Consider the following 23,847-nt stretch of genomic DNA (forward strand, 5'->3'; position numbering starts at 1 on the left):
GGCGCTCAGTCGATGACGGCCCGGGTTCCGTGCCGCTGCAGCCGATCGCGGGTGAGAGCGAAGGAGACGGGCCGGCCGAAGTAGTATCCCTGTGCGCTCGCGGTGCCGAGTTCGCGCATGACCTCGACCATCGCGGCGGTTTCGATGCCCTCGACGACCATGGTGTACGAGAGATTGTCGCTGAAACCCTGCAACGCCTTGACGACCTCCCGTTGCCGCGCGTCGTCGAGATTGCTGATCAGGCTCTTGTCGATCTTCAGGATATTCATCGGGAAGTGGACGAGCGATCCCACCACAGAGTCGTCCGAGCCGTAGTCGTCGAGCGCGATGATGATGCCGGCGGACTGGAGTGCCTCCGCATCGCGACGGAGTTGATCCGTCGCCGACCGCAGGGAGCGCTCGTTGAGCTCGATGCAGAGGGAGAGGTCGGGGTGCGCGCCCGCGGCCTCGCGCACGAAGGGTCCCAATTCGCGTTCGCTGATCTGTCCGAGCTCGAGGTTCACAGTGATGCAGCGGATACTCGGTGCGAGCGCGCGGAAGGACTCCGCCGCCTCGAGCGCGTTCCGCACGACCTGCCGTGTGAGCTCGTTCATGAGGCCGAGGCTCTTCGCGCGCGACACGAGCGAGGGAGGTGAGATGGGGCCGAGTTCGGGATCGACGTAGCGCACGAGGGCCTCGAACGCCCAGATCTCACCGCTCGTGAGGTCGACGATGGGTTGAAAGGCGAGCGAGAGTCGGTCGTTCTCGATCGCTCGCGCGACGATCTCGTTGGTCCGGGTCGAGCGATGCGTCGAGAGTCCGACGCTGCTGCCGTGGTGGAGGCCGGCGTCATGACGCGACCGCTTCACCTGCAGCATGGCGCGATCGGCGTCTTCGACCAGGGTCTGCGCGTTGATCTCGCGATGACTCGAGAACGCGAGCCCAGCGCTCACCACGGGTCGCAGCTGCTTCCCCTCGATGGTGAGGCGCTCGCTCAGCGCGTCGACGATGCGGTCGGCGTTCAGCTTGGCCTGATCGAGCGTGTCGAGGTCGGTCAGGACGACGACGAACTCGTCCCCGCCGACGCGGGAGACGAAGTCGCCACCCCCGGCGGTACGGCGCAGACGTTCGGCGATCGCGCGCAGAATCTCGTCGCCGGCTCGGTGACCGAAGTTGTCGTTCAGCTTCTTGAAGTTGTCGAGGTCGATGAAGAGGAGTGCGATGGCTTCGCGATAGGGGCGGTGCTCGTTGGCCTCCTCCAGCGCGCGCTGGAACGCACCGTAGTTCGGGAGTCCCGTGAGGGGGTCGCTGTTCGCGCGGTGTTCGAGGGCATCCACCTGGTACTGGATGCGTGCGGTCTCGCTGGCGACGTGCGCGAGCGTCGAGAGCGCGCGCTCGTCGTCGCGCGTGAAGGAGGCGCCGCCGATCTTTCGGGCGGCGATGAGGTACCGTTCGGCGTCGCCGCCGAGAAACACGGGGGCTCCGATCTCCGCGCCTTGAGGTCCGCGGTCCAGAATATCGACGTCGAGCGCGTCGACGATCGACTTGGCGCGGGCGCGGAGCGCTGCGGCCAGCGATGCACCCGATTCGAGCGGCAGTTCGACCGCGGCATCGACCACGGCGCTCAGTCGGTACTCGACATCGGTGTAGGCGCTGCGCCTGGCGAGCATGTGGCAGGTGGCCGCCGCGAGCAGCACGATGAGCGGTGTGCGGTCGGCATCGGGATCGCGTTCGAGCCAGGGGATCACGTATTCGTTGCACACGTTCATCGCGGTCGCCGCGAGGGTAACGGCGATGACGACACGAGCGACGCGCGACGGGCTCAAGCTGAATCGCCAGCCGTCGCCGTGGAACGGTGCGTCGAGCCGGTACCGGACGAACTCTCCGCAGAGGAACACCGTGTAGTAGGCGCAGGTGGCGAGCAGGAGTTCGGGGAGCAGCCACCACGTGCCGTCGGGCGTCACGGTCATCACCGAGACGAAGGCGAGGCCCGAGAGCGACCCGAGCCCGGCGAATCGCAGAGCATGCCAGACGTTGCGGCGGACGAAGCACTGCGCCAGGACGATGCCGATGGCCCACACGCCGACGACGACGAACGGCGAGACGTCGGGGTGAGGGATCGCGAGGAGAACGACCGCGACGCCGACCAGCGGAAAGCCGGGGGATGGGCCGACCCGCACCTGCATCGGCGCGCAGATGACGACGCTGCCGATCACCGTGAGTACGAGCGTCCACGACTCCGGCGGGGCGGAGACGAGCCCGATGACGGCGTATGCGATGGTCGCGATGGCGAGGAGGATGCAGGCGGAGCCGAAGATCACGCCCCGCCTCGTCGCTCGGTCGCGTCTGACCACGATGCCTCTTCCGCTGGTGGGGAGATCCGCGGCATCGCGCGGATCTCGTTCCTGAGAGGTGTTCATTATGGCATGAGCTGTCTCGATCCGAGCGGTACTGCGTCGGCCAGTCTCATTCGGCCACCGCCACCCCGATCGCCTCGCCGATCACCCGCGCTCCGGCTGCAGTCGGGTGCACGCCATCAGAGGTCATCTCGGGCTCGAACCCGTCGCCGTCGCGCAGTGCTGCGGCGGCATCGACCCACTCCCACCCCTGTTCCTCGCTGAACGTGCGCAGGTACGCATTCAGTCGCACCGTCTCCGCCCGGGCGAAATCGTTCGGCGGCACCGACGAGAGGATGACCCGGTCGATCGCCGCGGTGTGCACGATGTCGCGCAGACTTGCGCCGATCTCGCGGTGGGACCGTGCAGAGACGTCGTTGGTCCCGGCGAGCACGACCAGCACGTCGGCGTCGAACGGACCGGGGATCGCGGATGCCATGCGATCGGTCGTCGCCCCCCACTCCGCCCATCCGCCGACGAACTCGATGTCGCGACTCTCGGCGTAGCTCACCCACGAGAGCGGACCGGGGATGCCGCCGTTCAGGTCCCGGCTGTCGCCGTCCGTGATCGAGTCGCCGACCGCCGCCATGCGGACCGCGTCAGAGTCCGGCTCGTCCCGGTGGGGAGGTGCGCTCGGTGGCGGTGGACCGGCGCAGGCGCTCGCCGCGAGCGCCATACCGGCGAGGAGCACTCCGGCGAACTTGGGCGCGGCGCGTCTGCGTCGTTCCATGCTACCCAGCGTAGGGGACGGCGCGTCGGGCGTACACTGTGACGGCCGCACCCGCTCCGAGTTGCCTGAGGAGGCACAGATGAATCCGTCCCGCGACCGCGCGCCGGTCCGTAGACGCGAGACGAGCCGGAAGCGTGCCGCGGCGCGGCGCCTCCTCGCACCGGTCGCGACGGATCGACTCACGCGCTACGTGCGCGACGGCGAGGTGTCAGGAGCGCCCGCGGACGTCACCGTCGCCGAGACGGTGGCGTTCGTCGAGGCTCAGACGGACCGGATGGCGATGCTGCTGTATCCGTCGCCGACAGAACCGGATGTCCGGGAGCTCGCCGACGCGTGGGATCTGCATCCGATCCTCGTCGACGATCTGTTGCATGCCGGGCAGCGCCCGAAGCTCGAGCGCTACGGCGATGTCCTGTTCATCGTGGTGCGTTCGGCCTGGTACATCGATGAGCGCGAGGATGTGGACTTCGCGGAGTTCCATCTGCTCGTCCGGCCCGGAGCGGTCGCGGTGCTGTGCCCGGACGGCAGATGGATCGACGGCATGCCCGGGTCCGATCTCAGTGCGTTCGCGTCGGAGGGCGCAGACCGTCGTGAGCGCACACTGCTCGCCGACGCGGAGCTGCTGCGGCTCGGTCCCGAGGCCGTCGTCTATCGCCTGCTCGACGCGATCGTCGACGGGTACGTGCCGGTGCTGCAGGGTCTCGGCACCGACAAGGAGCAGGTCGAGCGCCAGGTGTTCAGTGGCGACGACGGCGTCGCCGAGCGCATCTACCGGCTCAGTCAAGAGGTCATCGACCTGCAGCACGCCACGTCGTCGCTCTCCGAGGTCGTCCGTTCCCTGAACCGGGGGTTCGGCAAGTACGACGTTCCCGACGAGCTCCGCACGTATCTCGGCGACGTGTCCGATCACCTCGAGCGCGTGAGTGCGCGCGCGTCCGAGTACCGGGAGGCGCTCGCGCAGATCCTGAGCGTCAACGCGACGTTGGTGGCGCAGCGCCAGAACGAAGACATGAAGAAGATCTCGGGATGGGCGGCAGTGCTCTTCGCCCCGACGCTCATCGCCGCGGTGTACGGCATGAACTTCGATGTCATGCCCGAATTGCACTGGGGGTTCGGCTACCCGATGGCGGTCGGGCTCATGGTCGGGTTCGCCGGTCTGCTCTTCGGGCTGTTCAAGTGGCGCAAGTGGATGTGAGCCGGTTGAACCGTGCCCGCGACGAGAGGAAGATGGGGGTGTCAGGTCAGACCCGCATCAACGAGTGAAATTCGGGAGCGCATCAATGGTCACCGTTGCACAGAACATCGTCGACACCCTCGCCGCCAACGGAGTGGAACGGGTCTACGGAATCCCCGGTGATTCCCTGAACGGGTTCACCGACGCGCTGCGCACGTCGCCGATCGACTGGGTGCACGTGCGGCACGAGGAGGCCGCGGCGTTCGCGGCGTCCGGGGAGGCGGCGATCACGGGATCGCTCGCGGTGTGCGCGGGCAGTTGCGGACCTGGCAACCTGCATCTCATCAACGGCCTCTTCGACGCGCAGCGATCCCGGGTGCCGGTGCTCGCCATCGCGGCGCAGATTCCGAGCGACGAGATCGGCTCGAACTACTTCCAGGAGACGAAGCCGACCGAGCTCTTCCGCGATTGCTCGGTCTACGCCGAGCACGTGTCGACGGCGGAGCAGATGCCCCGGGTGCTGCGGATCGCCATGCAGACCGCGATCGAGAAGCGCGGGGTCGCGGTCGTCGTGATTCCGGGGGACGTCGCGCTCGCCGATGCCGTCGATACGACGGTGTCCACGCTCACGGACAATCACCCCAGGGTCATCCCCGCCGCTGCCGATCTCGCCAGGGCGGCCGCGCTGTTGAACACCGCCGAGCGGGTGACGATCCTCGCGGGCGCCGGCGTCGCCGAGGCGCACGATGAGGTCGTGGCGCTCGCCGACGCACTGGCCGCCCCCGTGGTGCACGCGCTGCGCGGCAAGGAGTGGATCGAGCACGACAACCCGTTCGACGTCGGCATGACGGGCCTCCTCGGTTTCGCGTCGGGGTATCGGGCGATGGAGTCGTCCGATGCCGTGCTCATGCTCGGGACCGACTTCCCGTACCCGCAGTTCTATCCCGAACACGCTGTGAAGATCCAGGTCGATCTGCGCGGCGAGAATCTCGGACGACGCACGCCGCTGGACATCGGTCTCGTCGGGGACGTCGCCGACACTGCGGAAGCCCTGCTTCCGCTCCTGCAGCCGCGACGGAGCCGCGCGCACCTCGAGAGCTCCCTCGATCACTACGCGAAGACACGGCGTCGCCTCGACGATCTGGCCACGCCGTCCGGCGCGGGCAAGCCGATCCATCCCCAGTACGTGGCGCGGCTCATCGACGAGATCGCCGCGGAAGACGCGGTGTTCATTCCCGACGTGGGGTCACCGGTGGTCTGGGCGGCTCGCTATCTGACGATGAACGGGCGTCGGCGCCTGATCGGCTCGTTCAGCCATGGTTCGATGGCGAACGCCCTGCCTCAGGCGATCGGCGTGCAGGCCACCGAGCGCACCCGGCAGGTCGTGGCGCTCGCCGGAGACGGTGGGCTCGCCATGATGCTCGGCGAGCTGCTCACCCTCGAACAGAACGCCCCCCTGCCGGTGAAGATCGTGGTCTTCAACAACTCGTCGCTGAACTTCGTGGAGCTGGAGATGAAAGCCGCGGGATTCGTGAACTCCGGCACCGGACTGACGAACCCGAACTTCGCGGCGCTGGCCGAGGCAGTTGGCATCAGGGGCGTCCGAGTCACCCAGTCCGCCGACCTGGAGGAGGCGCTGCGCGACACGTTCGCCCACGACGGTCCGGCGCTGATCGAGGTGGTCACCGACCGTCAGGAACTATCGATGCCGCCGTCGATCACGGCCGAGCAGATGAAGGGGTTCACGCTGTACGCCCTCCGGACCGTGCTCTCCGGGCGGGGCGACGAGGTCGTCGACCTGGCGAAGACCAACCTGCGACAGATTCTGTAACGCGGTGACTGCCGGAGAGCTCATGCGCCGCGTGCGGGTGACGGGACGTGTCCAGGGGGTGTCGTTCCGGGCGAGCTGCCGTGACGAGGCGCGGGCGCTCGGCGTCTCCGGATGGGTGCGGAATCTCGCCGACGGCAGCGTCGAGGCGGTGTTCGTCGGCGAAACGGCGCAGGTGGAGGCCCTGATCGACTGGTGCCGATCGGGCCCGCGGGGCGCGCGCGTCGACGCGATCGACAGTGAGCGCATCGATGCGGCAGCCCTGTCCGCGTCCGATCGCCCGGAATCCGGAGCACGGTTCGCAGTGCGGTGACGCGGCACCCTACGCCATGAGCGCGCTCGGGTGAAAGGGGCCCACCGCGCCGCGCGACCGCGGCCCGACGCGGATACGATGGGCAGATGGTCCGCGACGCCCGAGACGAGGGATCCCCTCCGCAGCCGAGCATCGTCGCGCTCGGAACGGCGGTGCCCGAAACGGTCATCACCCAGGATCGGGTGCGCGACCTGTTCGTCGCGCACGCCGCTGACGACCGGCGCGCCGCACGCATTGTCCGCGCGGTGTTCGACTCGGCGGCGATCGACTCGCGCCGCACCGTGGTGCCCGAGCTCGGCGGCCGAGGCACCGGCCCCTTCGTGGATCGCGACACCGGGCGAATCGGTGTTCCCTCGACCGCCGCCCGGAACTCGCGCTACGCCGCCGCCGCGCCCGACCTCTTCGCTGCGGCGGCGACCGAGGCGCTCGCCGCCGCCGGTGTCGCACCGGGAGCGGTGACCCACGTCATCACGGTGTCCTGCACCGGTTTCTTCGCTCCGGGGCCCGAGTTCCGTCTCGTCACCGACCTGGGACTCGACCCGACGGCGCAGCGGTACCACCTCGGATTCCAGGGGTGCGCCGCCGCGATCCCGGCGCTGCGCATGGCCGCCCAGTTCTGCACGGCGGATCCGACGGCCGTGGTCCTCGTGGTGTCCGCCGAGCTGTGCTCGCTGCACATCCAGGCGTCGACGCACCCCGATCAACTCGTGTCGTCGGCGATCTTCGCGGACGGCGCCGCCGCCGCGATCGTCTCGGCCGATCCGGAACTGAGCCGCGGCCGCCCGTACCTCGAGATCGGGGCGTTCGGGACCGTCATCGCGAGCGAGGGAGAGGCGGATATGCGCTGGACGATCGCCGATGCCGGATTCGACATGACGCTCACCCCTGAGGTGCCCCGTATCGTCGGGCGCGAGGTCCGCGCGGCGCTGTCCGGGCACGACATCGATGCGGATCCGCCGTCGCGATGGGCGGTGCACCCGGGAGGTCGTTCCATCCTCGACCGCGTGGAGTCGGCACTCGACTTGTCGGATGACGCGCTGGCGACGTCGCGTGCTGTCCTCCGGCGCTTCGGCAACATGTCGTCGGCGACGATCCTGTTCGTGCTGCGCGATGTCCTGGGTGCGCCGGACCTGACTGACGGAGAGCGCGTGCTCGCCGCCGCGTTCGGGCCGGGGCTGACCGTCGAATCAGCATCCCTCCGCGTCCGAATGCCCGCGGAGCCGCGTTCGTGACGCTCGCGCGCCGCGACACCGAACTTCGCGAGCTCATGGATGCGGACGATTGCGATCCGGTGCGTCTCGACCGGACGCTCCGTCGATTCACCGTGATCAACCAGCTCGTCGGAGGCTGGGCCACGGTGGTGCGACGCGAGGTGCTCACGCGACTCGACGATGCGCGACGAACGGGCGCGACGGTGCGGGTGCTCGATGTCGGGTGCGGGGGAGGCGACGTGCTGCGCGGCGTCGTCGCGCGTCTCCGGCGTCACGGGCTGCACGTCGAGGGGGTCGGGATCGACCCGGACCCCAGAGCGATCGCCGTCGCGACTCGGATCGAGAGCCCGGGGATCACCTACCGGGCCGTCCACGCGGAGGAACTCGCCACGGCGATGCCCGCGTCGGGGGAGACCTTCGACCTCGTCATCTCGAATCACGTGCTCCACCACCTGACCGGTCCGCAGCGTCGCTCGTTCCTCGCGGCGACCGCGTCGCTCGCCTCTCGTGTCGTGATCCACTCCGACATCAGGCGTGGACGTCTCGCCTACATGCTGTACGCGCTGCTCGCGATCCCGTTCGCGCGGGGAACCTTCCTGCGCGTCGACGGACTGCGCTCGATCCGACGCTCCTACCGCGCGGGCGAGCTCGCGGAGGTCGTGCCGCGCGGATGGCGGGTGCGACCCAGTCGACCGTTCCGACTCCTCGCAGTGTACGAGGCGGGATCGGCCCCTGGTCGGTCATCGCAGCGCGGCCGGGACGGGTCCGGTCGTGATTGACCTGATCGTCATCGGTGCCGGCCCGGTCGGGCTCGCCTGCGCACTCGAAGCCGCTCGCCTCGGAGCCACCGCTCGCGTGCTCGACGCCGCTGTGGGACCCGGTGCATCGAGTCGTGCCGTGGGTGTGCACCCCTCGGCGCTGCTGGCGCTCGCTCCGAGCGGTGCGGGGGATGCCATCGCCGCGGAGGCGCGGCAGGTGCGGCGGGGAGAAGCCCGAGGCCGGGGGCGCGTGCTCGGAGCCGTGCGGTTCGCACGACTCGGCGGCGCCTATCCGTTCGTGGCGACGGTGCCGCAGCAACGGACCGAAGCCGTCCTGGCCGACCGGATCGCCGCGCTCGGCGGATCCGAAGTCGTGTGGAATGCCGAAGTGCGTGCCGTGCGGACCGCGGACGACCGGTGTGCGGTCGACGTGCACGATGCCGCGGGAGGGCTGCGGGAGGAGTATGCGCGCTTCGTCGTGGTCGCGACAGGCGCACGCGGTGCCGACCTCACGGGCCTGCGCGCTGCCGCGCGCCGTCACGAGTACCCGGACCGCTACCTCATGGCCGATGTGCCCGACCGCGGTGCCGACGGCGACACCGCGGTCATCCATCTGCACCCCGAGGGGGTGCTCGAGTCGTTCCCGCTCCCTGGCGGCCGACGACGGTTTGTGGCGTGGGATCGTGGGGTGCCGCGCACGGCGTCCGGAGCAGCGGACGACGGCGCGCGGCTGGGGGAGCGACTGCGACACGCGGTCGCGCTGCGCACCGGTTCACCCGCCGCCGCGTCCGCCATCGGCGCAGCGACCGGGTTCGGGGTGCGACGCGTCCTCGTTCCGCGCATGTGCAGGGGACGGGTCGCCGTCATCGGCGATGCGGCGCACGAGGTGAGTCCGATCGGCGGGCAAGGGATGAACCTCGGGATCCTCGATGCTGTGACGCTCGCTCGCGCGCTCTGCGGCCCCGAGCGCAGGCTCACCGATGCGGTGGCGCATCTCGACGACGCGCTCGATCGGTGGGACCGTCGACGCCGCCGAGCCGCCGTCGTGTCCGGTCGTCTGGCGGCAGCGAACACCCGTGTCGGCCGGGCGCGGGGGGAATGGGGCGATCGTGCGCGCTCCGCTGTGCTGTCAGGGACGCTGCACTCGCCGGCTGAGCGGCTGCTCGCCTCCGCCTACACGATGCGGTTCGACCCTGACGGGCGACTGCGCGGCTGACGACCCTGCATCAGCGCGCTCCCAACCCGGTGAGCGCGAGCTGCACCGCGAGCAGGATCGCTGCCGCCATGACGAGCCTGAAGGAGAGTCGCGTGCGCACCCCCACGGCAGCGTTCCGGCCGCCCCACACGCTCAGGCCGACGATCACGAGGGTGACAGCGATCGGCCACGGCGTCGGAGCGCGGGCCGCATCGATCGCGCTGCCGGTCACAACCACGACCGCGGCGATCGCGACCGTGGCGAACGCGATGAGGAGCGACGTCTGTGCACCGAGACGGTGTGGGAGTCCGCGGACACCCGTGCGGGCATCGTCATCCAGGTCGGGGACCGCATTCGTGAAGTGCACCGCGACCCCGAACGCGGCACCGGCGAAGGTCGCCCACGGTGGCGCGAACACCGGGTCGGTCTCGGCCAGCGTGACGAGCGAGGGGAAGAGGCCGAAGCTGACGACGAAGGGGACGACCGAGATCGGCGTGCTCTTCAGTCCGACGTTGTACCCCCACGCCGATGCGAGGAAGATCGCGTGGGCCGTCATCATCCACGCTCCGAGCGGAAATGACAGCGCGAGCGCTGAGACGAGTGAGACGACGGCCCCGATCCACGCCGACCGCACGAGCGACCCGTCGTGCACGAGCGGTTTGTCGGTGCGGCCGCTCAGGCGATCACGGCGCACATCGATCGCGTCGTTCGAGAGGCCGACGGAGACCTGGCCGAGGAACACGGCGCAGGTGAGCAGGGCGATGCCGGCGACGGAGAGGGCGGCGGCCGCGCCGAGCAGCGCCACGAGCGCCGTGACGACCAGGGTCGGACCCGGATGCGTGGATCGCCAGAGTGCGGCGAGCGCGGCGAACGGCGTGCGTGCGGTCATCGCACCCCCTTCCGCGGTCCGGTGCTCTGCGCTCCAGGCTAGTGCAGTGCGGCGGTCGGGAACCCGCCCGTCCCTCGGATACTGGCGGAACGGCCGCGCATATGCCGTTGTCGGCATCCCGGTAGAATGGGGTCCGAACGGAGTCGGACAGCAGCGCCCGGAGGAGGACGCGGATCGACGCAGTGGAGACGGTGATGGCGGTGACGGCCATCGTGTTGCTCGGATGCATTGTCGCCGGAGTCTGGCGCGCCGCCCGGGGACCATCCACGCGTGACCGGCTGACCGCGTTCGTGCTGCTCGGCACGACCGGCGCTGCCCTCCTGATCGTGATCGCCACGCTCACCGACACGCCCGCATTCCGCGACGCGGCACTGGCCGTCGTCGGGCTCGCCGCCGTGGTCGCGCTCGTCTGGACTCAGCGGGAGCGCGAATGAGCGTCATCGTCATCGTGCTGCTCGTGCTCGGTACGTGCTTCGTCGTCGCCGGAACGCTCGGACTGCTGAGGTTCCCCGACCTGCCGACGCGCCTGCACGCCGTGGCCAAAGCCGACAACCTCGGGCTCGGCCTCATCGCGCTCGCGCTGATCGTGCACGTGCTCGCGACCGAGTGGGCCTGGGGAACCGCACTGAAACTCGTGCTCATCTGGCTTCTAGCGCTCATCGGCACAGCCGTGAACGGACACGTGCTTGCGCGCCGAGAACGACCGCAGGGCGGCGATCATCGCGCGGGTGATGCGTGATGGACGTGCTCGCCGTGTTCGACGTGATCCTGCTCGGGGTCGTGGTGGTCACTGCGGTGATCGCCGTGCTGCTGCGCCGTCGACAGGGTGCCGTCGCCGCGTTCCTGGTCTTCGGTGTGCTGCTCGCCGTGCTCTGGGCTCGTCTCGGGGCCCCGGACATCGCTGTGGCGGAGGCGGTGCTGGGCGGCGGAATCACGGGCGCGCTCTTGGTGGATGCCCTCTCGGGAAGCGCCGGGCGGCATCCGACCGGTGCGACGAGGCGATGGTGGATCGCCGGCGGCTTCGGCGTCGCCGGGGCGGTCGTCGTGGCGACCGGGTTGCTCGCGGTGACGATGCGTCTCAGTCCGCCCACCGGCGCCCTGCCCGCCGCCGTCGCATCGGCAGCACCCGCGAGCGGTGCCGAGCATCCCGTCACCGCCGTGCTCCTGAACTTCCGCAGCTTCGACACCCTGCTCGAGATCGCAGTGGTGATGATCGCCGCGTTCGCCGCCACCGCGGTGAGTGACGGTGCCTGGGCCAGACGGCTCGAGGCGCACGCCGATCTGGGACGGATCGGCACGCTGCTGGTGCCGGCGGTGCTGCTCCTGGCGGGGTGGTTCCTCGTCGCGGGCACCACGCGCCCGGGCGGTGCGTTTCAATCGGGAGCGATGGTGTCGGCCGGACTGCTCATCGCGTACCTCACGGGAGCGCGCGGCGCCTCGACGCGCGGAATCGCCGGCGAGTGGTTCGTCGCGCTCGGTACGTTGAGCTTCATCGCACTGGCGGGGGCGACAGCGGTGTGGGGCGACGGCTGGCTCGTGCTGCCCGAAGCCGGCGCATCGGCCATCATTCTGGCGATCGAGGCGGTGCTCGCGATCAGCATCGGCGTCGGACTCGCCCGCATCTTCGTCGCGAACCGGCGTGCCGAACGGGAGGTCCGATGACGCTCGCAGCGCTCGCCCTCGTCGCCGGACCCCTGGTCTTCGCGACCGGGCTCGTCGCCCACCTGCTCGTGCGGGATCTCATACGCCGCATCATCGCGCTGAACGTCGCCTCGGGAGGCGTGATGATGATGTTCCTCGCGATCGCAGCGCGCACCTCGGACCCGGATCCGGTGCCCCAGGCGCTCGTGCTGACCGGAATCGTCATCATGGCGGCGACGAGCGGTGTCGCACTCGCGTTCGCGCGACGCGTGGACGCGGAGAGCGACGAGCTCGATGCACCCGATGCCGCCGAACTGTCCGACGAGCGCGACGTACCAGGGGGTGCACCATGATCGCCGCGAGCATCCTTCCCGCACTCGTGCTCGTGCCGCTCGCGGGCGCCGGTGTCGTCGCCCTCGTCCCTCCGTCGCGTCGTCGCTGGGTCGGCTGGGCGTGCGCAGCGGTGACCGCCGCGACGGCGATCGCCCTCGCGTTCGCGCTCGCCGTCGCAGACGGCGCGGGGTCGGAGATCGCGCTGGGCGGCTGGGAGGCTCCGCTCGGCATCACGCTGCGGGCCGATGGCGTCAGCCTGGTCTTCCTGCTGCTCACCGCGGTCATCGGGTTCGCCGTCTCGACCGTTGCCCTCGCCAGTGATGCGATGAGCGGCGGGCCCCGCTTCTGGCCGCTCTGGCTCGGGCTCTGGTCGGGCCTCAACGGTGTGTTCGTCTCGGGCGACCTCTTCAACATGTTCGTCATGCTCGAACTGGTGACGCTCGCGGCCGTGGCGCTCGTCGGACTCGGCGGCCGAGGCTCGGCGGGCGCCGCACTGCGGTACCTCTTCGTCGGCGTGGTCGGATCCCTGCTGTTTCTGCTCGCCGTCGCCCTCGTCTACGCCGAGACGGGCGTGCTCGACCTGCTGCTCGCGACGGAGACCATGTCGAGTGGCATGGTGCTGATCGCGGTCCTCGCACTGACGCTCATCGGCATGGGCGCGAAGATGGCGCTGTTCCCGCTGCACTCGTGGCTCCCGGTCGCGCACCCGGCGGCGCCGGCCGCGGTCAGTGCCGCGCTCTCTGCACTCGTCGTCAAAGCCGCCGTGTTCGTGCTGTGGCGTGTGTGGTTCGCGCTGAAAGACGACAGCGCGGCGGTGGTCGTGCTCGGTGCGGCGGCCGCTGTCGCCGGAGCCGTCGCCGTCATCTGGGGCAGCGTGATGGCGCTCCGCGCCAGGCGGCTCAAGCGCATCATCGCCTACTCGACGGTCGCCCAAGTCGGGTACTTCGCGATGGTGCTCGACCTCGCCTCCGATGGCACCGGTCTCGGTGACGGATCCGGGCAAGGCTGGGCTGGAGGCGTCACCCTCGTGCTCGCCCACGGTCTCGCCAAGGCTGCGATGTTCCTCGCAGCCGGAAATCTGGCGATCGCCTACGGCTCCGATCGTCTCTCAGATCTTCGTGGAGCGGTGTCGCGCATGCCGGGAACGGTGGCCGCGCTGGCCGTCGCCGGCGTCAGTCTGGCCGCCCTGCCTCCCACCTTCGGATTCGTGGCGAAATGGCAGCTGCTCGTCTCCGCCATCGACCGCGGCGCATGGTGGTGGGCCGCGGTGCTCGCCGTGGGAGGTCTGCTCGCGTTCGGGTACACCGCGGCGATGATCCGCGCGACATTCAACGCCCGGGGAGAGGAAGCGCCTGCACCGCAGCAACGCACTCCCGTCACGTTGACGGTGGTGCCGCTGACGCTCGCGATCGCCTCGGTGGTGCTCGGCATCTTCTCGAGCGGCCTGATCGGTCTGATCGGCCAGTACTCGATGATCGGGGGTGGCGCATGAATCCCGACGCCACGGTCGACTACAGCGTCATCCCTCTGCTGATGCTGCTGACCTCTCTGCTGCCCGGTGCGATCGTGTTCTTCCTGCGCGAGGACCGCAAGCGACTCCGCACCGCACTGAACCTGTTCGGCGCGCTGTCGAAGGTCGGGTTCGTCGTCGTACTGATTCCACCGGTCGTGGCGGGGGAGAAGCTCAGGGCGTCGATGGAGTGGGCACCGGGTATCGACATCGTGCTCACCACCGACGCGTTCTCGCTCTTCTTCGTCGGGCTGTCGGCAGTGCTGTGGCTGGTGACGACGATCTACGCCATGGGATATCTCGGCGGATCCCCGAACCAGTCGCGCTTCTTCGGCTTCTTCAGTCTGTGCGTGACGGCGACCACGGGAATCGCGCTCGCGGGCAACCTGCTGACGTTCCTGCTGTTCTTCGAACTGCTCACGCTCGTCACGTACCCGCTCGTCGCCCACCGCGGCACGCGTGAAGCGCTCGACGGCGCGCGCACCTACCTCGTCTACACGCTCGGAGGCGGGGCGCTCGTGCTCATCGGCGTGGTGTGGCTCACCGTGCTCACCGGTCCGGTCGAGTTCGTGTCCGGCGGTGCTCCCGAGGTCGCGGCGGCGATCGATGACCATCCCGTCGCGATGACGGTGATCGGTGGGCTGCTTCTCGCGGGCATGGGAGTGAAGGCGGCGATCTTCCCGCTGCACGGGTGGCTTCCGGTCGCGATGGTCGCGCCGGCGCCGGTGAGCGCCTTGCTGCACGCGGTCGCCGTGGTGAAAGCTGGGGCATTCGGGATCGTACGGGTGATCCACGACCTTTTCGGCCTCGCCGCAGCCGAACGTCTCGGACTGCTGTCGGTGCTCGCAGCGTTCGCCGGATTCACGATCGTGTACGGATCGGTGCGGGCGCTGATGCAGGACGACCTGAAGCGACGCCTCGCGTACTCCACCGTCTCGCAGCTGTCCTATGTGGCGCTCGGCGCCGCGCTGATCGCGCCGCTCGCCACCTCGGGGGCGCTCGTCCACATCGTCCACCAGGGGCTGATGAAGATCACGCTCTTCTTCTGCGCCGGGCTCTTCGCCGAGGTGATCGGGGTGTCGAAGGTGAGCGGACTGCGCGGCGTCGGGCGGCGCATGCCCCTCACTTCGCTGGCCTTCACCATCGGCGCGTTCGGCATGATCGGTCTGCCTCCGCTCGCCGGATTCGTCTCGAAGTGGCCCCTCGCCCTCGGCGGACTGCAGGCGGGAGAACCTTGGGTCGTCGGAGTGCTGGTGGTGAGCACGCTGCTCAACGCCGCCTACTTCTTGCCCGTGGTCTACGCGCTCTGGTTCACCGACCCCGATCCCGAAGCCGACTGGTCAGGGCGTCGCTCGGGCACCCTCCGCTTCGAAGCCCCGCACGCCCTGCTCTGGCCGGCGATCATCACCGCCGGCCTGTCCATCGTGGTGGGCGTGGCCGCGGGCTGGGGCTACTCGCCCTGGAGTCTGGCCGAGTTCATCGCCGAGGGGAGCTACCGATGATGACCGGCGCTATCGAACTCCCCGAGTCGCTCGCCAACGCCTTCTGGGTGCTCGCGTTTGGGGCTCCACTGCTCGTCGCGACGATGCTGGCGGTGACCGGAGCGGGGACGTCTGACGCGGTGCGCGCGATGAGGGATCGCGTGACGCGCTGGGCGTGGGCCGCGGCGGTGCCCGCGGGTGCGCTGGTGCTCCTGGGCGACGCCGGTGAGCGCGCCATCCCCTGGATGCTCTTCGGCACCACGGTGCAGCTCGACGAGATCGGACGACCCCTCGCGGGCCTCGCGGCACTCGTCTACGGTCTCGCGCTGGCCTTCGTGCCGCGCGGTCCTGATGGCAGACCGGCGCTGCTCGCCGCGCTCATGCTCGTCTGCTACGCCGCGAACCTCGGAGTGTTTCTCGCGGCCGATACCGTCACGTTCTACCTCTGCTTCACCGCCATGAGCTTCACCGGGGCCGCCCTGGTGATCCACAGCCGATCCGCATCGGCGCTGCGCGCCGGTCGCATCTACCTCGTCATGACCGTGCTCGGTGAAGGTGCCGTGCTCGCGGCAGTGCTGCTCACGGTGCGCGCGGGCGGCGTCATGCTCGTCGACGCCGGAGCCGCGGTGTCCGCCGCTCCGGAACGCGACCTCATCATCGGACTCCTGATCGCGGGTTTCGGGGTCAAGGCCGGAACCGTGCCGCTGCACGTGTGGTTGCCGCTCGCGCATCCGGCCGCTCCCACGCCGGCGAGCGCGGTCCTGTCCGGGGTCATGCTGAAGGCCGGGCTGGTCGGTTGGATCCGATTCCTGCCGCTCGGCGAGGAGACCGCGGAACCGCTGTGGGGTGCCGTGCTGCTCGCCCTTGCACTCATCGGAGGCTTCGCTGCGGTGCCCGTCGGCGTGTTGCAGGACGACCCGAAAGTCATCCTCGCCTACAGCAGTATCAGTCAGATGGGGGCACTGGCCGCGCTCGTCGGCGTCGCGCTGCTCGTCCCGCAATTGGCCGACGTCTGCATCGCGGCCGCGGTCGTCTACGCGGTGCATCACGGATGCGCGAAGGCGGCGCTCTTCCTCGGTGTGCAGCTCTGGGACGTGGAACGGTGGCCGCGCTGGTTCGTCTCGGCCGTGCTCGCCGTCGCGGCGCTGTCGCTCATCGGGGCGCCGCTCACCAGCGGCTACGTCGCGAAGTACGGTGCGAAGGAGGCCGCGGGAGATGCGGGCATCCCCTGGGCGGGCGGACTCCCCGTCGCTGATGTGCTGCCCTGGATCGGAGTGGGATCCACACTGCTCATCGCCCGATTCGCCTGGGTGATCTGGCGCCGTGAGCGCCCACGGCACCGGACTCCGATCCTGCGCGGGGTCGTGTGGGCCGCGCTCGGGGTGGCGGCCGTCTGGCCGGTGTCGCGTCTCGCCGGGGCGTTCGCGCCCACGCAGTCGGTGCCGAAGTGGTTCAGTGCGACGACGTGGTGGGATCAGAGCTGGCCGCTCCTCCTCGGTCTCGCTGCGGCGCTGCTCGTCGGGCGACTCGCGGCGACCGTCCCCGGCCGGCGCAGCCGTCTGCTGCACCCGCGCGGCGACATCGTGCCGCCCGGCGACGTCGTCGCCATCGAAGAGCAGTGGGTGCGCGCGGCCGGGGCCTGGTCGCGGTCCGGAATGCGAGCCCTCGATCGGGGCGGTCGCGCGGTACGTGCCCAGCTGCAGCGCGTGCCGACCCCTGCTCCGACCGTGGAGCGCGCGCAGCTGCGCATCGGCACATGGGCCGGTTCCGGGGCGGCGCTGCTCATGATCCTTGTCGCCGTCATCGTCTGGCTCGGTCTATCTGGAGGGCACGCATGATGGTCTCGGTACTGCTGCGCGCACTGCTCGCGTCGATCGTCTGGATCGCGCTCATCGAGGGCGACGCGACGATGGTCGTGTACGGCGCCGGCGTGGTCCCCGCGGTGGTGGTCGCCAGCTACGCGCTCACGGGGCGTCCGGGTCGGTGGTCGGGATCGCCGATCCGACGCGCACGCGCGCTCATCGGCCTCGTCGGATGGATTCTCTGGCGTTCGGTCATGGGCGGAACCGATGTCGCGCTGCGCGCGCTGCGCCTGCCGCGCCCCAGAATCGACCCGTACTGGACGACCTACCGCGTCGGCATCGAGTCTGATCGCGGCAGGACCGTCGTCACCCTGCTCATGAACCTCATCCCCGGCACCCTGTCGGCATCACGAACGTGCGCCGAAGTCGAGGTGCACGTGATCGGCTCCGACCTCGAGGTCACGGAGGCGCTGAGCGCGCTCGAGGCGCGAGTCGCCCGGGTTATGGGCGAGGATCCGCCGGCGCTTCGCGAATGAGCGCAGCGTAGCGGGTCTCCGTGTCGGCGGCCAGCGCCTCTGCCGCGGCCTTGTCGGGGCCCGATCCCGAGACGACGACGGCCCGCCGGAAGTAGTCGAGCTCGCGGATCGACTCGGCGATATCGGTGAGCGCCCGATGATCCCCGCGCTTCTCGGGGGCGCCGAAGAACGCAGCGGGGAACCAGCGACGCGACAGTTCCTTCAGCGTCGACACGTCGATGCTGCGATAGTGCAGGCGCTCCTCGAGCGTCGGGAGGTATTTGGCCATGAAGCGGCGATCCATGCCGATGGTGTTGCCGGCGACGAGCGGGCGACGCCCCGCAGTGACCAGCCCATCGAGGTACGCGATGACCTGCCGTTCGGCGTCGGCGAGGGAGGCGCCCCCGGCGATGCGTTCGAGCAGACCGGACTTCGTATGCATCTCGCGCACGAAGTCGCCCATGTGATCGAGGGCGGCCTGACCGGGGTTGATCACGATCTCGAACCCCTCATGCAGGGGCTGGAGGTCGAAGTCGGTGACGATGACGGCGATCTCGCAGAGACCGTCGAGGTCGGGGTCGAGTCCGGTCATCTCGCAGTCGATCCAGACGATCTGCTCTGCGGGGGCGTTCGACACGGTGACTCCTCGGGGTCGGCGGCGCGTGCCGGGTGCGGCACCCGCCCAGTCTACGCGCGGCTGGAGCCCGGGATCCGCGCGGGCGCGGCACCCACCCGCTCTCTCGCCCCTCTCTCGCCCCTCCCGCGCCCCTCCCGCGCCCCCGCCCGCCCCACCCGCCCGCCCGCCCCGCCCGCCCCGCCCGCGCCAGAGCCTTCGCCGAGATTGCAGTTCTGCTGGGTTCAGGGTGTGCGAAGCCCGACTTCGCGCAATCTCGACGCGGCGGCGGCGCACGGCGGCGGCGCGCGGCGCGGAGCGGGTTCGGGCGCACCCGGGGGCGAGCAAGAGCACCCCTACGCCGGGAGGAGCCTTCCACCCTCGAGGCGCAGCACGCGATCGCTGACGTGCGCGATCACGTCGGGGTCGTGCGAGACGAAGAGGTGACCGGTACCGCGGGTTCGCTGCAGGTCGTCGAGCAGGTCGAGCACTCTGGCCTGCACGGTCACGTCGAGTGCCGACACCGGTTCGTCGAGGAGGAGGAGGTCGGGGTCGCGGGCGAGTGCGCGGGCGATGGCGAGGCGTTGACGCTGGCCTCCCGAGAGCTCCGCGGCGGGTCGAGCCAGGAGCTCGGGTGCGAGTCCCACCTCTGCGGCGAGTGCGTGGGCGCGCGCGGGTCGGGCGGCGCGTGGCATCCCGGCTGCGCGCAGCGCGTCCCGCAGTACGATGTCGCCCCGTGCCCCGGTGGGGAAGGAGTCGAGAGGATCCTGCGGGACGAACGCCACCCGTCGACGCATGGCGCGCCGCTGCGACGGGGTCGCTCCGCGTCGTTCGACGCCGCCGATGAGGACGGCTCCCGAGTCCGGGGGGAGCAGTCCGAGTGCGGCGCGCAGCAGCGTGGTCTTTCCCGACCCGGATTCTCCGACGAGTCCGACGGTTTCGCGAGCGCGGACGTCGAGTGACGCTTCGGCGAGCACGGGCCGAGCCTGTCCGGTGCCACGCACGGGGTACGCGACGGAGACGTCGGTAAGGCGCAACAGCTCCTCCCCGCGTTCGGGCGGCACGTCGACCGCGCCCGATGCGGAGGTGAGCCTGGTGCCCCTGGGTACTCCTCGTGGGGAGGCGGCGATGAGTTCGCGGGTGAACGGGTGCTGCGGGTGCCGCAGCACCTCGGCGGGAGCACCCGACTCGATGATGCTCCCGTGCCGCATCACGTGCACGATATCGGCGATATCGGTGACGCTGGTGAGATCGTGGGTGATGAGGACGACCCCGGCGCCGGCGTCGGCGCGAGCCCGGAGCTCGCGGAGGACCCGTCCGCGGTGTTCGGCGTCGAGCGCCGTCGTGGGTTCGTCGGCGACGATGAGTTCGGGATCCGCGATCATCGCCGATGCCACGAGCGCGCGCTGGCGCAAACCTCCCGAGAGTTCGTCGCTGCGCAGGCGCAGCCGCGTCTCCGGCTCAGGCATGCCGGCCGAGGCGAGCGCGCTGACCACGCGCGCTCGGCGGTCGGCGGCGGGGACCCCGTGCAGGCGGAGGGCGTCGCCGACCTCGTGCTCGACGCGGCGCAACGGATCGAGGCCGCCGAGTGCGTCCTGGGGCACGAGGCCCGTGAATGCCCCGCGGATCGCGTTCCAGCTGCGCGACGCATCTGCGGGGGCTGGGCGCCCCCAGATCTCGTGCATCGCGACCTCGGCCCGCGCCGTCGGCGGCAGCAGGCCGAGCAGCGCCCTGGCGGTGAGAGTCTTGCCCGATCCGGACTCGCCGACGAGCGCGACGCAGGCGCCCGATTCGACGGTGAGCGAGACACGGTCGACCGCGGTCTGCCCCGTCGTGGGGAAGCGCACCGTGAGTTCGGTGAGGCGCGCGGCGATCATGCGAACCTCCCGCGACGCTCGAGTGACCGTCCGATCGCGGTCGTGGTGAGTCCGACGAGCAGGATCATCGAGCCGGGGAACACCGTCATCCACCATGCCTGGGTCAGGTACGGCCGCCCGGCGTTGAGCATGGCGCCCCACTCGGGAGCCGGCGGGGGTGCTCCGAGTCCGAGGAAGCCGAGCGCGGCCGCGAGGATCACCGCGTGTCCGACGCCGAGCGTCGCGAGCACGAGCACGGGGCGCAGCGCTTCGGGGAGGACGAGCAGCGACCAGATTCTCGGCCCGCGATCGCCCTGCAGCCTGGCCGCCTCCACAGCGCCTGAGGTGAGGGCTCGGCGCACCCCTCCGCGGACCATGCGCGCGTACCCGGGTGCCGTGGAGATCGTGACGGCGATCACGATGGACGCGAGTCCCGGCCCGCGCACGGCGATCACGAGCAGTGCCAGCAGCAGCCCGGGGAAGGCGAACAGTGCTTCGATGAGCCGGTCGGCGGCGAGCCGGATCGGGGCCGCCCATCGGCTCCGCGACCCGCCGGCGACCGCGCCGAGCGCGACGCCGAACACGAGGCCGGTCAGCGTGGCGACCAGACCGATCGTCAAGGATTCGCGTGCCCCGAAGATGACACGACTGAGGATGTCACGGCCGGAGTCGTCGGTGCCGAACGGGTGTGTCGCGTTCGGTGCTTGGAACGACTCGGCGGGGGAGACGGCGAGCGGTGGATGGGGCGCGAGCCACTGCGGAAGCACCGCACAGGCGACGAGCAGCACGGCCACGACGACGGCACCGATCTCGAGCGGCGACAGCGTCACGCGGCGAAAGGCGGCCTTCTGGTGCACGCTAGACATGCGAGACCACCGCCTCGAGCCGCGCCTCGGTGCGCGGATCGACGCGCGCGATGACGAGGTCCGTCACGAGGGTGACGAGCACGTAGGCGAGGGCGGCGAAGAGGACGACGCCGAGCACCACGGGCACGTCGCGCGAGAGCACCGCGGTGACGAGCGTGCGTCCGAGTCCCGGTCGCGCGAAGATCACCTCGATCACGGCGGCACCGCTGAGGAGCGAGCCGAGCGCCCACCCGGTGAGGTTCAGTCCCGGCACGGCCGCGTGCCTGAGCACGTGCCGCACCCGCACGCCGAACTCCGTCTCGCCGCGCGCGCGAGCGCTGTCGATGAACGGTGCGCGCAGCGCATCGTCTGCACCGGTGCGGCAGACCTGGGCGAGGAACCCGGCCGTCGGGATCGCGAGTGCGAGCGCGGGGAGGACGATACCGTCGACGCCGCCGGTGCTGACCGGGGGCAGCCAGCCCAGCACGCTCGCGAAGAGGAGCACGAGGAGGCTCGCGAGCCAGAAGTTCGGCATGGCGGCCGATACCAGGTCGAGTGCGCCGGCGACCGCACGTGCGAGGCGCGACCGCCCGCTCGCGATGACGACGCTGACGAGTGCCAGGATCCAGGCGAACAGCAGCGCCGCGCCCGCGAGCACGAGGGTGGGTCCGGCGGCGGCTCCGATCACCCGGGTGACCGGGAGCCCCTGTGCGTAGGAGGTCCCGAAGTCGAAGACGGCGATGCGGGCGAGGAAGTCGACGTACTGCACGGGCACTGGTCGGTCGAGTCCGAACTCGGCTCGGGCCGCCTCCAGTGCCTCGGCGCTCGCCTGACTTCCCGGTCCGCCGAGGGCGGCCTCGGCCGGATCACCGGGGATGAACTGGAGTGCGACGAACGCCAGGCTCGCGACGACGAACAACACGACGAGGCTCCCGCCGCAGCGCGCGAGCGCGCGGAGGAGCCGGCGTCTGCCGTTCGCCGTCATACGCCGCGCGCGCTCAGGCCCCGGCGACCACGTCGGCGAGCCACGGGGTGCTCACCGTCGGGAGCGCGCGGAAGCCCTCGAGATCGCTGCGGTACAGGAAGTGGTTCTGCTGGTCGTAGAGGGGCAGGATGACCTGCAGCTCGGCGATCCGCTCCTGCGCGGCCGTGGTGGCGGTCGCTCGCGCCTCGGGATTCATTTCGGATCCGACGGAGTCGAGCAGTGCGTCGAGTTCGGGGTCGCTGATCTGCGCCGCGTTCGCGAAGTAGCCGCTCGGCGCCGGCTCGATCGCGTCGGAGTGGTACAGGAACCTCAGGACGTCGGGGCCGATCTTGGTGTACGGGGCGCTGACGAGTTCGTACTCGTGCTGCGCGAGCGCCTCGTACCAGCTCGACAGGTCGAGCAGGCTGATCTGCACCTCGAAGCCGGCCTCGGCGGCGTTCGCCTGGAGCTGCTCGAAGAGGGCCTGTTCGGCGGGGACGGACTGGTTGGTGCTCACGGGGAATCGCAGGGTGAGGCGCTCGCCGTCCTTCGTGCGGATGCCGTCGCTGTCGCGCTCGTCCCACCCGGCCTCGTCGAGCAGTTCGCCGGCGCGGTCCTGGTCGAAGACGTAGCTGTCGGGCGATTGCTGCACGAGCGGCTCCGCGCTCGACATAGCTGAGGTCGACCGCTCGGCGGTGTCCTCGAAGAGCGACGAGACCGCCGAGTCGACGTCGACCGCCGAGATGAAGGCCTCGCGCACCCGGATGTCGTCGAACGGCGCCTGTCCGGAGTTCAGCTCGATGCGGTTGCTCGCCCCGGGCCGCGGAGCGTCGAGATGGTCGAGATCCTCCGACGCCTCGGCGGCGGTGATCTGATCGGGCAGCGGGTTGTCGATGATGTCGACCTGGCCGCTCTCGAGCGCCGAGTACCGTGCCGTGGAGTCAGGGATGAACCGCCAGGTGAGTGACGCCACTGCGTTCTCGGGCGGCAGGTCCTCGCCGCCCGGGGGCGTGGCGTACTCGGGGTTGCGGCTCAGCTCGATGCGATCCTGCTTCACCCACTCATCGACGACGTACGGCCCGCTGCCGATGGGGGCGAGGCAGTTCTCATCGCTGCCGCGCTCGATGCCCGCCGGCGACTGGATCGAGACCCAGACCTGGGCGAGCGACTCGAGCAGGGCCGCGTCCGGGCGCACCATGGTGAAGCGGGCGTGGGTGGCGTCGACCACCTCCACCTCGTCGATCTGCTGGACCGCGAGGTAGCCGGTCGACGAACCCGTCTCGGGATCCTGCAGGTGTTCGATATTGGCTTTGATGGCCGCGGCGTCGACGGGGGTGCCGTCGCTGAACTGCGCGTCGGCGTCGAGCGTGAAGTCCCACGTCATCCCGTCGTCGCTCACCTCCCAGTCGGTGGCGAGCCAGGGGACGATCTCGCCGTCATCGTTGCGCGAGACCATCGACTCGAGCACCTGGGTCGCGAGCAGGGCCTGCGGGTAGTTGCCGCCGACGTGGGGGTCGAGGCAGGTAGGTTCGGCGTCGCCCGAAGCGTAGACGAGGGTGTCGCGGGGTCCGTCGCCCCCCGACGAGCACGCGGCGAGCGGCGCGACGAGGGCAACGCCGGCGAGCGATGCGATGCCCACGCGGGAGGCGCGGGCGGACAGACGGGTGCGACGTGACATGCGGATCGGGCTCCTGTGCTCCGGTGGGGCTCCTGCCGATCTATTCATGGACCGAGTGCAAGAACATGGCGCTGACCATCATCCCACATTCCGCGCCACGGGAGGAGCACGTGTCGGCTGGAGGGTGGAATAGGCT

22 protein-coding genes are annotated in these 23,847 nt (G+C 70.2%); 14 read left to right on the forward strand and 8 right to left on the reverse strand.

Annotation, left to right across the window (positions count from 1 at the left end; genetic code table 11):
• Nucleotides 1–5 precede the first annotated feature (5 nt).
• Both J4H85_RS06650 and J4H85_RS06655 read right to left on the reverse strand, forming a co-directional pair.
• On the reverse strand, nucleotides 6–2,333 hold the full coding sequence (locus J4H85_RS06650) for a putative bifunctional diguanylate cyclase/phosphodiesterase (protein ID WP_208238063.1): 2,328 nt from the start codon (nucleotides 2,331–2,333) through the stop codon (nucleotides 6–8).
• Between the two features lie 112 nt (nucleotides 2,334–2,445).
• Entirely contained in the window at nucleotides 2,446–3,105 is a 660-nt protein-coding gene (locus J4H85_RS06655; RefSeq protein WP_208238065.1) for an SGNH/GDSL hydrolase family protein, read from the reverse strand.
• Between the two features lie 79 nt (nucleotides 3,106–3,184).
• On the opposite strand from J4H85_RS06655, the gene J4H85_RS06660 reads away from it, so the two are divergent.
• From J4H85_RS06660 to J4H85_RS06685, 6 genes are all read left to right on the forward strand, one after another.
• Nucleotides 3,185–4,300 carry a magnesium and cobalt transport protein CorA gene (locus tag J4H85_RS06660; protein ID WP_208238067.1) on the forward strand — a complete coding sequence of 372 codons (1,116 nt, stop codon included), beginning with the start codon at nucleotides 3,185–3,187 and terminating at the stop codon, nucleotides 4,298–4,300.
• A gap of 85 nt (nucleotides 4,301–4,385) precedes the next feature.
• Nucleotides 4,386–6,110, forward strand: coding sequence for a ubiquinone-dependent pyruvate dehydrogenase (gene poxB / locus J4H85_RS06665; RefSeq protein WP_208238068.1), 1,725 nt, complete (start codon nucleotides 4,386–4,388; stop codon nucleotides 6,108–6,110).
• A gap of 4 nt (nucleotides 6,111–6,114) precedes the next feature.
• Nucleotides 6,115–6,420, forward strand: a complete 306-nt coding sequence (locus J4H85_RS06670) for an acylphosphatase (protein ID WP_307863473.1) — start codon at nucleotides 6,115–6,117, stop codon at nucleotides 6,418–6,420.
• A gap of 86 nt (nucleotides 6,421–6,506) precedes the next feature.
• On the forward strand, nucleotides 6,507–7,652 hold the full coding sequence (locus J4H85_RS06675) for a type III polyketide synthase (protein ID WP_208238070.1): 1,146 nt from the start codon (nucleotides 6,507–6,509) through the stop codon (nucleotides 7,650–7,652).
• Nucleotides 7,649–8,410, forward strand: a complete 762-nt coding sequence (locus J4H85_RS06680; protein ID WP_208238072.1) for a methyltransferase domain-containing protein — start codon at nucleotides 7,649–7,651, stop codon at nucleotides 8,408–8,410. Before J4H85_RS06675 ends, J4H85_RS06680 begins: the two co-directional genes overlap by 4 nt.
• A complete protein-coding gene (locus tag J4H85_RS06685) occupies nucleotides 8,403–9,605 on the forward strand; it encodes an FAD-dependent oxidoreductase (RefSeq protein WP_208238074.1) in 1,203 nt (400 codons plus the stop codon). The genes J4H85_RS06680 and J4H85_RS06685 overlap by 8 nt, the downstream gene beginning before the upstream one ends.
• Before the next feature lie 10 nt (nucleotides 9,606–9,615).
• Here J4H85_RS06685 and J4H85_RS06690 read toward each other — a convergent pair whose 3' ends face one another.
• Nucleotides 9,616–10,473, reverse strand: a complete 858-nt coding sequence (locus tag J4H85_RS06690; RefSeq protein ID WP_208238076.1) for a UbiA family prenyltransferase — start codon at nucleotides 10,471–10,473, stop codon at nucleotides 9,616–9,618.
• A 200-nt stretch (nucleotides 10,474–10,673) separates the two neighbouring features.
• On the opposite strand from J4H85_RS06690, the gene J4H85_RS06695 reads away from it, so the two are divergent.
• The 8 genes from J4H85_RS06695 to J4H85_RS06730 are packed head-to-tail and all read left to right on the forward strand — an operon-like array spanning nucleotide 10,674 to nucleotide 17,776.
• A complete protein-coding gene (locus J4H85_RS06695) occupies nucleotides 10,674–10,907 on the forward strand; it encodes an MrpF/PhaF family protein (protein WP_208238078.1) in 234 nt (77 codons plus the stop codon).
• Entirely contained in the window at nucleotides 10,904–11,212 is a 309-nt protein-coding gene (locus J4H85_RS06700; RefSeq protein ID WP_208238079.1) for a cation:proton antiporter, read from the forward strand. The genes J4H85_RS06695 and J4H85_RS06700 overlap by 4 nt, the downstream gene beginning before the upstream one ends.
• Nucleotides 11,212–12,135, forward strand: a complete 924-nt coding sequence (locus J4H85_RS06705; protein WP_208238080.1) for a hydrogenase subunit MbhD domain-containing protein — start codon at nucleotides 11,212–11,214, stop codon at nucleotides 12,133–12,135. The genes J4H85_RS06700 and J4H85_RS06705 overlap by 1 nt, the downstream gene beginning before the upstream one ends.
• Nucleotides 12,132–12,467, forward strand: a complete 336-nt coding sequence (locus tag J4H85_RS06710) for an NADH-quinone oxidoreductase subunit K (RefSeq protein ID WP_208238081.1) — start codon at nucleotides 12,132–12,134, stop codon at nucleotides 12,465–12,467. The genes J4H85_RS06705 and J4H85_RS06710 overlap by 4 nt, the downstream gene beginning before the upstream one ends.
• Nucleotides 12,464–13,939: a complex I subunit 5 family protein gene (locus J4H85_RS06715; protein ID WP_208238082.1), complete on the forward strand. Its 1,476-nt coding sequence runs from the start codon at nucleotides 12,464–12,466 to the stop codon at nucleotides 13,937–13,939. Before J4H85_RS06710 ends, J4H85_RS06715 begins: the two co-directional genes overlap by 4 nt.
• Nucleotides 13,936–15,459 (forward strand): complex I subunit 5 family protein, encoded by a 1,524-nt coding sequence (locus tag J4H85_RS06720; RefSeq protein WP_208238083.1) that lies wholly within the window; start codon nucleotides 13,936–13,938, stop codon nucleotides 15,457–15,459. Before J4H85_RS06715 ends, J4H85_RS06720 begins: the two co-directional genes overlap by 4 nt.
• Nucleotides 15,456–17,276: a complex I subunit 5 family protein gene (locus J4H85_RS06725; protein ID WP_208238084.1), complete on the forward strand. Its 1,821-nt coding sequence runs from the start codon at nucleotides 15,456–15,458 to the stop codon at nucleotides 17,274–17,276. Before J4H85_RS06720 ends, J4H85_RS06725 begins: the two co-directional genes overlap by 4 nt.
• Nucleotides 17,273–17,776 carry a Na+/H+ antiporter subunit E gene (locus J4H85_RS06730; RefSeq protein WP_208238085.1) on the forward strand — a complete coding sequence of 168 codons (504 nt, stop codon included), beginning with the start codon at nucleotides 17,273–17,275 and terminating at the stop codon, nucleotides 17,774–17,776. The genes J4H85_RS06725 and J4H85_RS06730 overlap by 4 nt, the downstream gene beginning before the upstream one ends.
• Here the strand turns inward: J4H85_RS06730 and orn are convergent.
• The 5 genes from orn to J4H85_RS06755 all read right to left on the reverse strand — a co-directional run bounded on the left by orn (nucleotide 17,742) and on the right by J4H85_RS06755 (nucleotide 23,711).
• Entirely contained in the window at nucleotides 17,742–18,392 is a 651-nt protein-coding gene (orn, locus tag J4H85_RS06735; protein ID WP_208238087.1) for an oligoribonuclease, read from the reverse strand. The two genes, J4H85_RS06730 and orn, sit on opposite strands and share 35 nt — an antisense overlap.
• A gap of 332 nt (nucleotides 18,393–18,724) precedes the next feature.
• Nucleotides 18,725–20,245, reverse strand: coding sequence for an ABC transporter ATP-binding protein (locus J4H85_RS06740; protein ID WP_208238090.1), 1,521 nt, complete (start codon nucleotides 20,243–20,245; stop codon nucleotides 18,725–18,727).
• The gene (locus J4H85_RS06745) at nucleotides 20,242–21,090 is read right to left on the reverse strand and encodes an ABC transporter permease (RefSeq protein WP_208238092.1); all 849 of its coding nucleotides are present in this window, start codon (nucleotides 21,088–21,090) and stop codon (nucleotides 20,242–20,244) included. The genes J4H85_RS06740 and J4H85_RS06745 overlap by 4 nt, the downstream gene beginning before the upstream one ends.
• Nucleotides 21,083–22,054, reverse strand: coding sequence for an ABC transporter permease (locus J4H85_RS06750; RefSeq protein ID WP_208238093.1), 972 nt, complete (start codon nucleotides 22,052–22,054; stop codon nucleotides 21,083–21,085). The genes J4H85_RS06745 and J4H85_RS06750 overlap by 8 nt, the downstream gene beginning before the upstream one ends.
• A 13-nt stretch (nucleotides 22,055–22,067) precedes the next feature.
• Nucleotides 22,068–23,711, reverse strand: coding sequence for an ABC transporter substrate-binding protein (locus J4H85_RS06755; RefSeq protein ID WP_208238095.1), 1,644 nt, complete (start codon nucleotides 23,709–23,711; stop codon nucleotides 22,068–22,070).
• Nucleotides 23,712–23,847: the final 136 nt, after the last annotated feature.

This window comes from Leucobacter tardus (assembly GCF_017583045.1).
Taxonomy (GTDB): Bacteria; Actinomycetota; Actinomycetes; order Actinomycetales; family Microbacteriaceae; genus Leucobacter; species Leucobacter tardus.

Excerpts from the sequence above, each read along its gene's own strand:
- J4H85_RS06710 (WP_208238081.1), top strand. The coding sequence starts at position 12,132 with ATGACGCTCGCAGCGCTCGCCCTCGTCGCCGGACCCCTGGTCTTCGCG.
- J4H85_RS06740 (WP_208238090.1), bottom strand. The coding sequence starts at position 20,245 with ATGATCGCCGCGCGCCTCACCGAACTCACGGTGCGCTTCCCCACGACG.
- J4H85_RS06750 (WP_208238093.1), bottom strand. The coding sequence starts at position 22,054 with ATGACGGCGAACGGCAGACGCCGGCTCCTCCGCGCGCTCGCGCGCTGC.
- J4H85_RS06655 (WP_208238065.1), bottom strand. The coding sequence starts at position 3,105 with ATGGAACGACGCAGACGCGCCGCGCCCAAGTTCGCCGGAGTGCTCCTC.
- J4H85_RS06730 (WP_208238085.1), top strand. The coding sequence starts at position 17,273 with ATGATGGTCTCGGTACTGCTGCGCGCACTGCTCGCGTCGATCGTCTGG.
- J4H85_RS06720 (WP_208238083.1), top strand. The coding sequence starts at position 13,936 with ATGAATCCCGACGCCACGGTCGACTACAGCGTCATCCCTCTGCTGATG.
- J4H85_RS06660 (WP_208238067.1), top strand. The coding sequence starts at position 3,185 with ATGAATCCGTCCCGCGACCGCGCGCCGGTCCGTAGACGCGAGACGAGC.
- J4H85_RS06705 (WP_208238080.1), top strand. The coding sequence starts at position 11,212 with ATGGACGTGCTCGCCGTGTTCGACGTGATCCTGCTCGGGGTCGTGGTG.
- J4H85_RS06715 (WP_208238082.1), top strand. The coding sequence starts at position 12,464 with ATGATCGCCGCGAGCATCCTTCCCGCACTCGTGCTCGTGCCGCTCGCG.
- J4H85_RS06675 (WP_208238070.1), top strand. The coding sequence starts at position 6,507 with ATGGTCCGCGACGCCCGAGACGAGGGATCCCCTCCGCAGCCGAGCATC.
- J4H85_RS06745 (WP_208238092.1), bottom strand. The coding sequence starts at position 21,090 with ATGTCTAGCGTGCACCAGAAGGCCGCCTTTCGCCGCGTGACGCTGTCG.
- J4H85_RS06700 (WP_208238079.1), top strand. The coding sequence starts at position 10,904 with ATGAGCGTCATCGTCATCGTGCTGCTCGTGCTCGGTACGTGCTTCGTC.
- poxB (WP_208238068.1), top strand. The coding sequence starts at position 4,386 with ATGGTCACCGTTGCACAGAACATCGTCGACACCCTCGCCGCCAACGGA.
- J4H85_RS06755 (WP_208238095.1), bottom strand. The coding sequence starts at position 23,711 with ATGTCACGTCGCACCCGTCTGTCCGCCCGCGCCTCCCGCGTGGGCATC.
- J4H85_RS06690 (WP_208238076.1), bottom strand. The coding sequence starts at position 10,473 with ATGACCGCACGCACGCCGTTCGCCGCGCTCGCCGCACTCTGGCGATCC.
- J4H85_RS06725 (WP_208238084.1), top strand. The coding sequence starts at position 15,456 with ATGATGACCGGCGCTATCGAACTCCCCGAGTCGCTCGCCAACGCCTTC.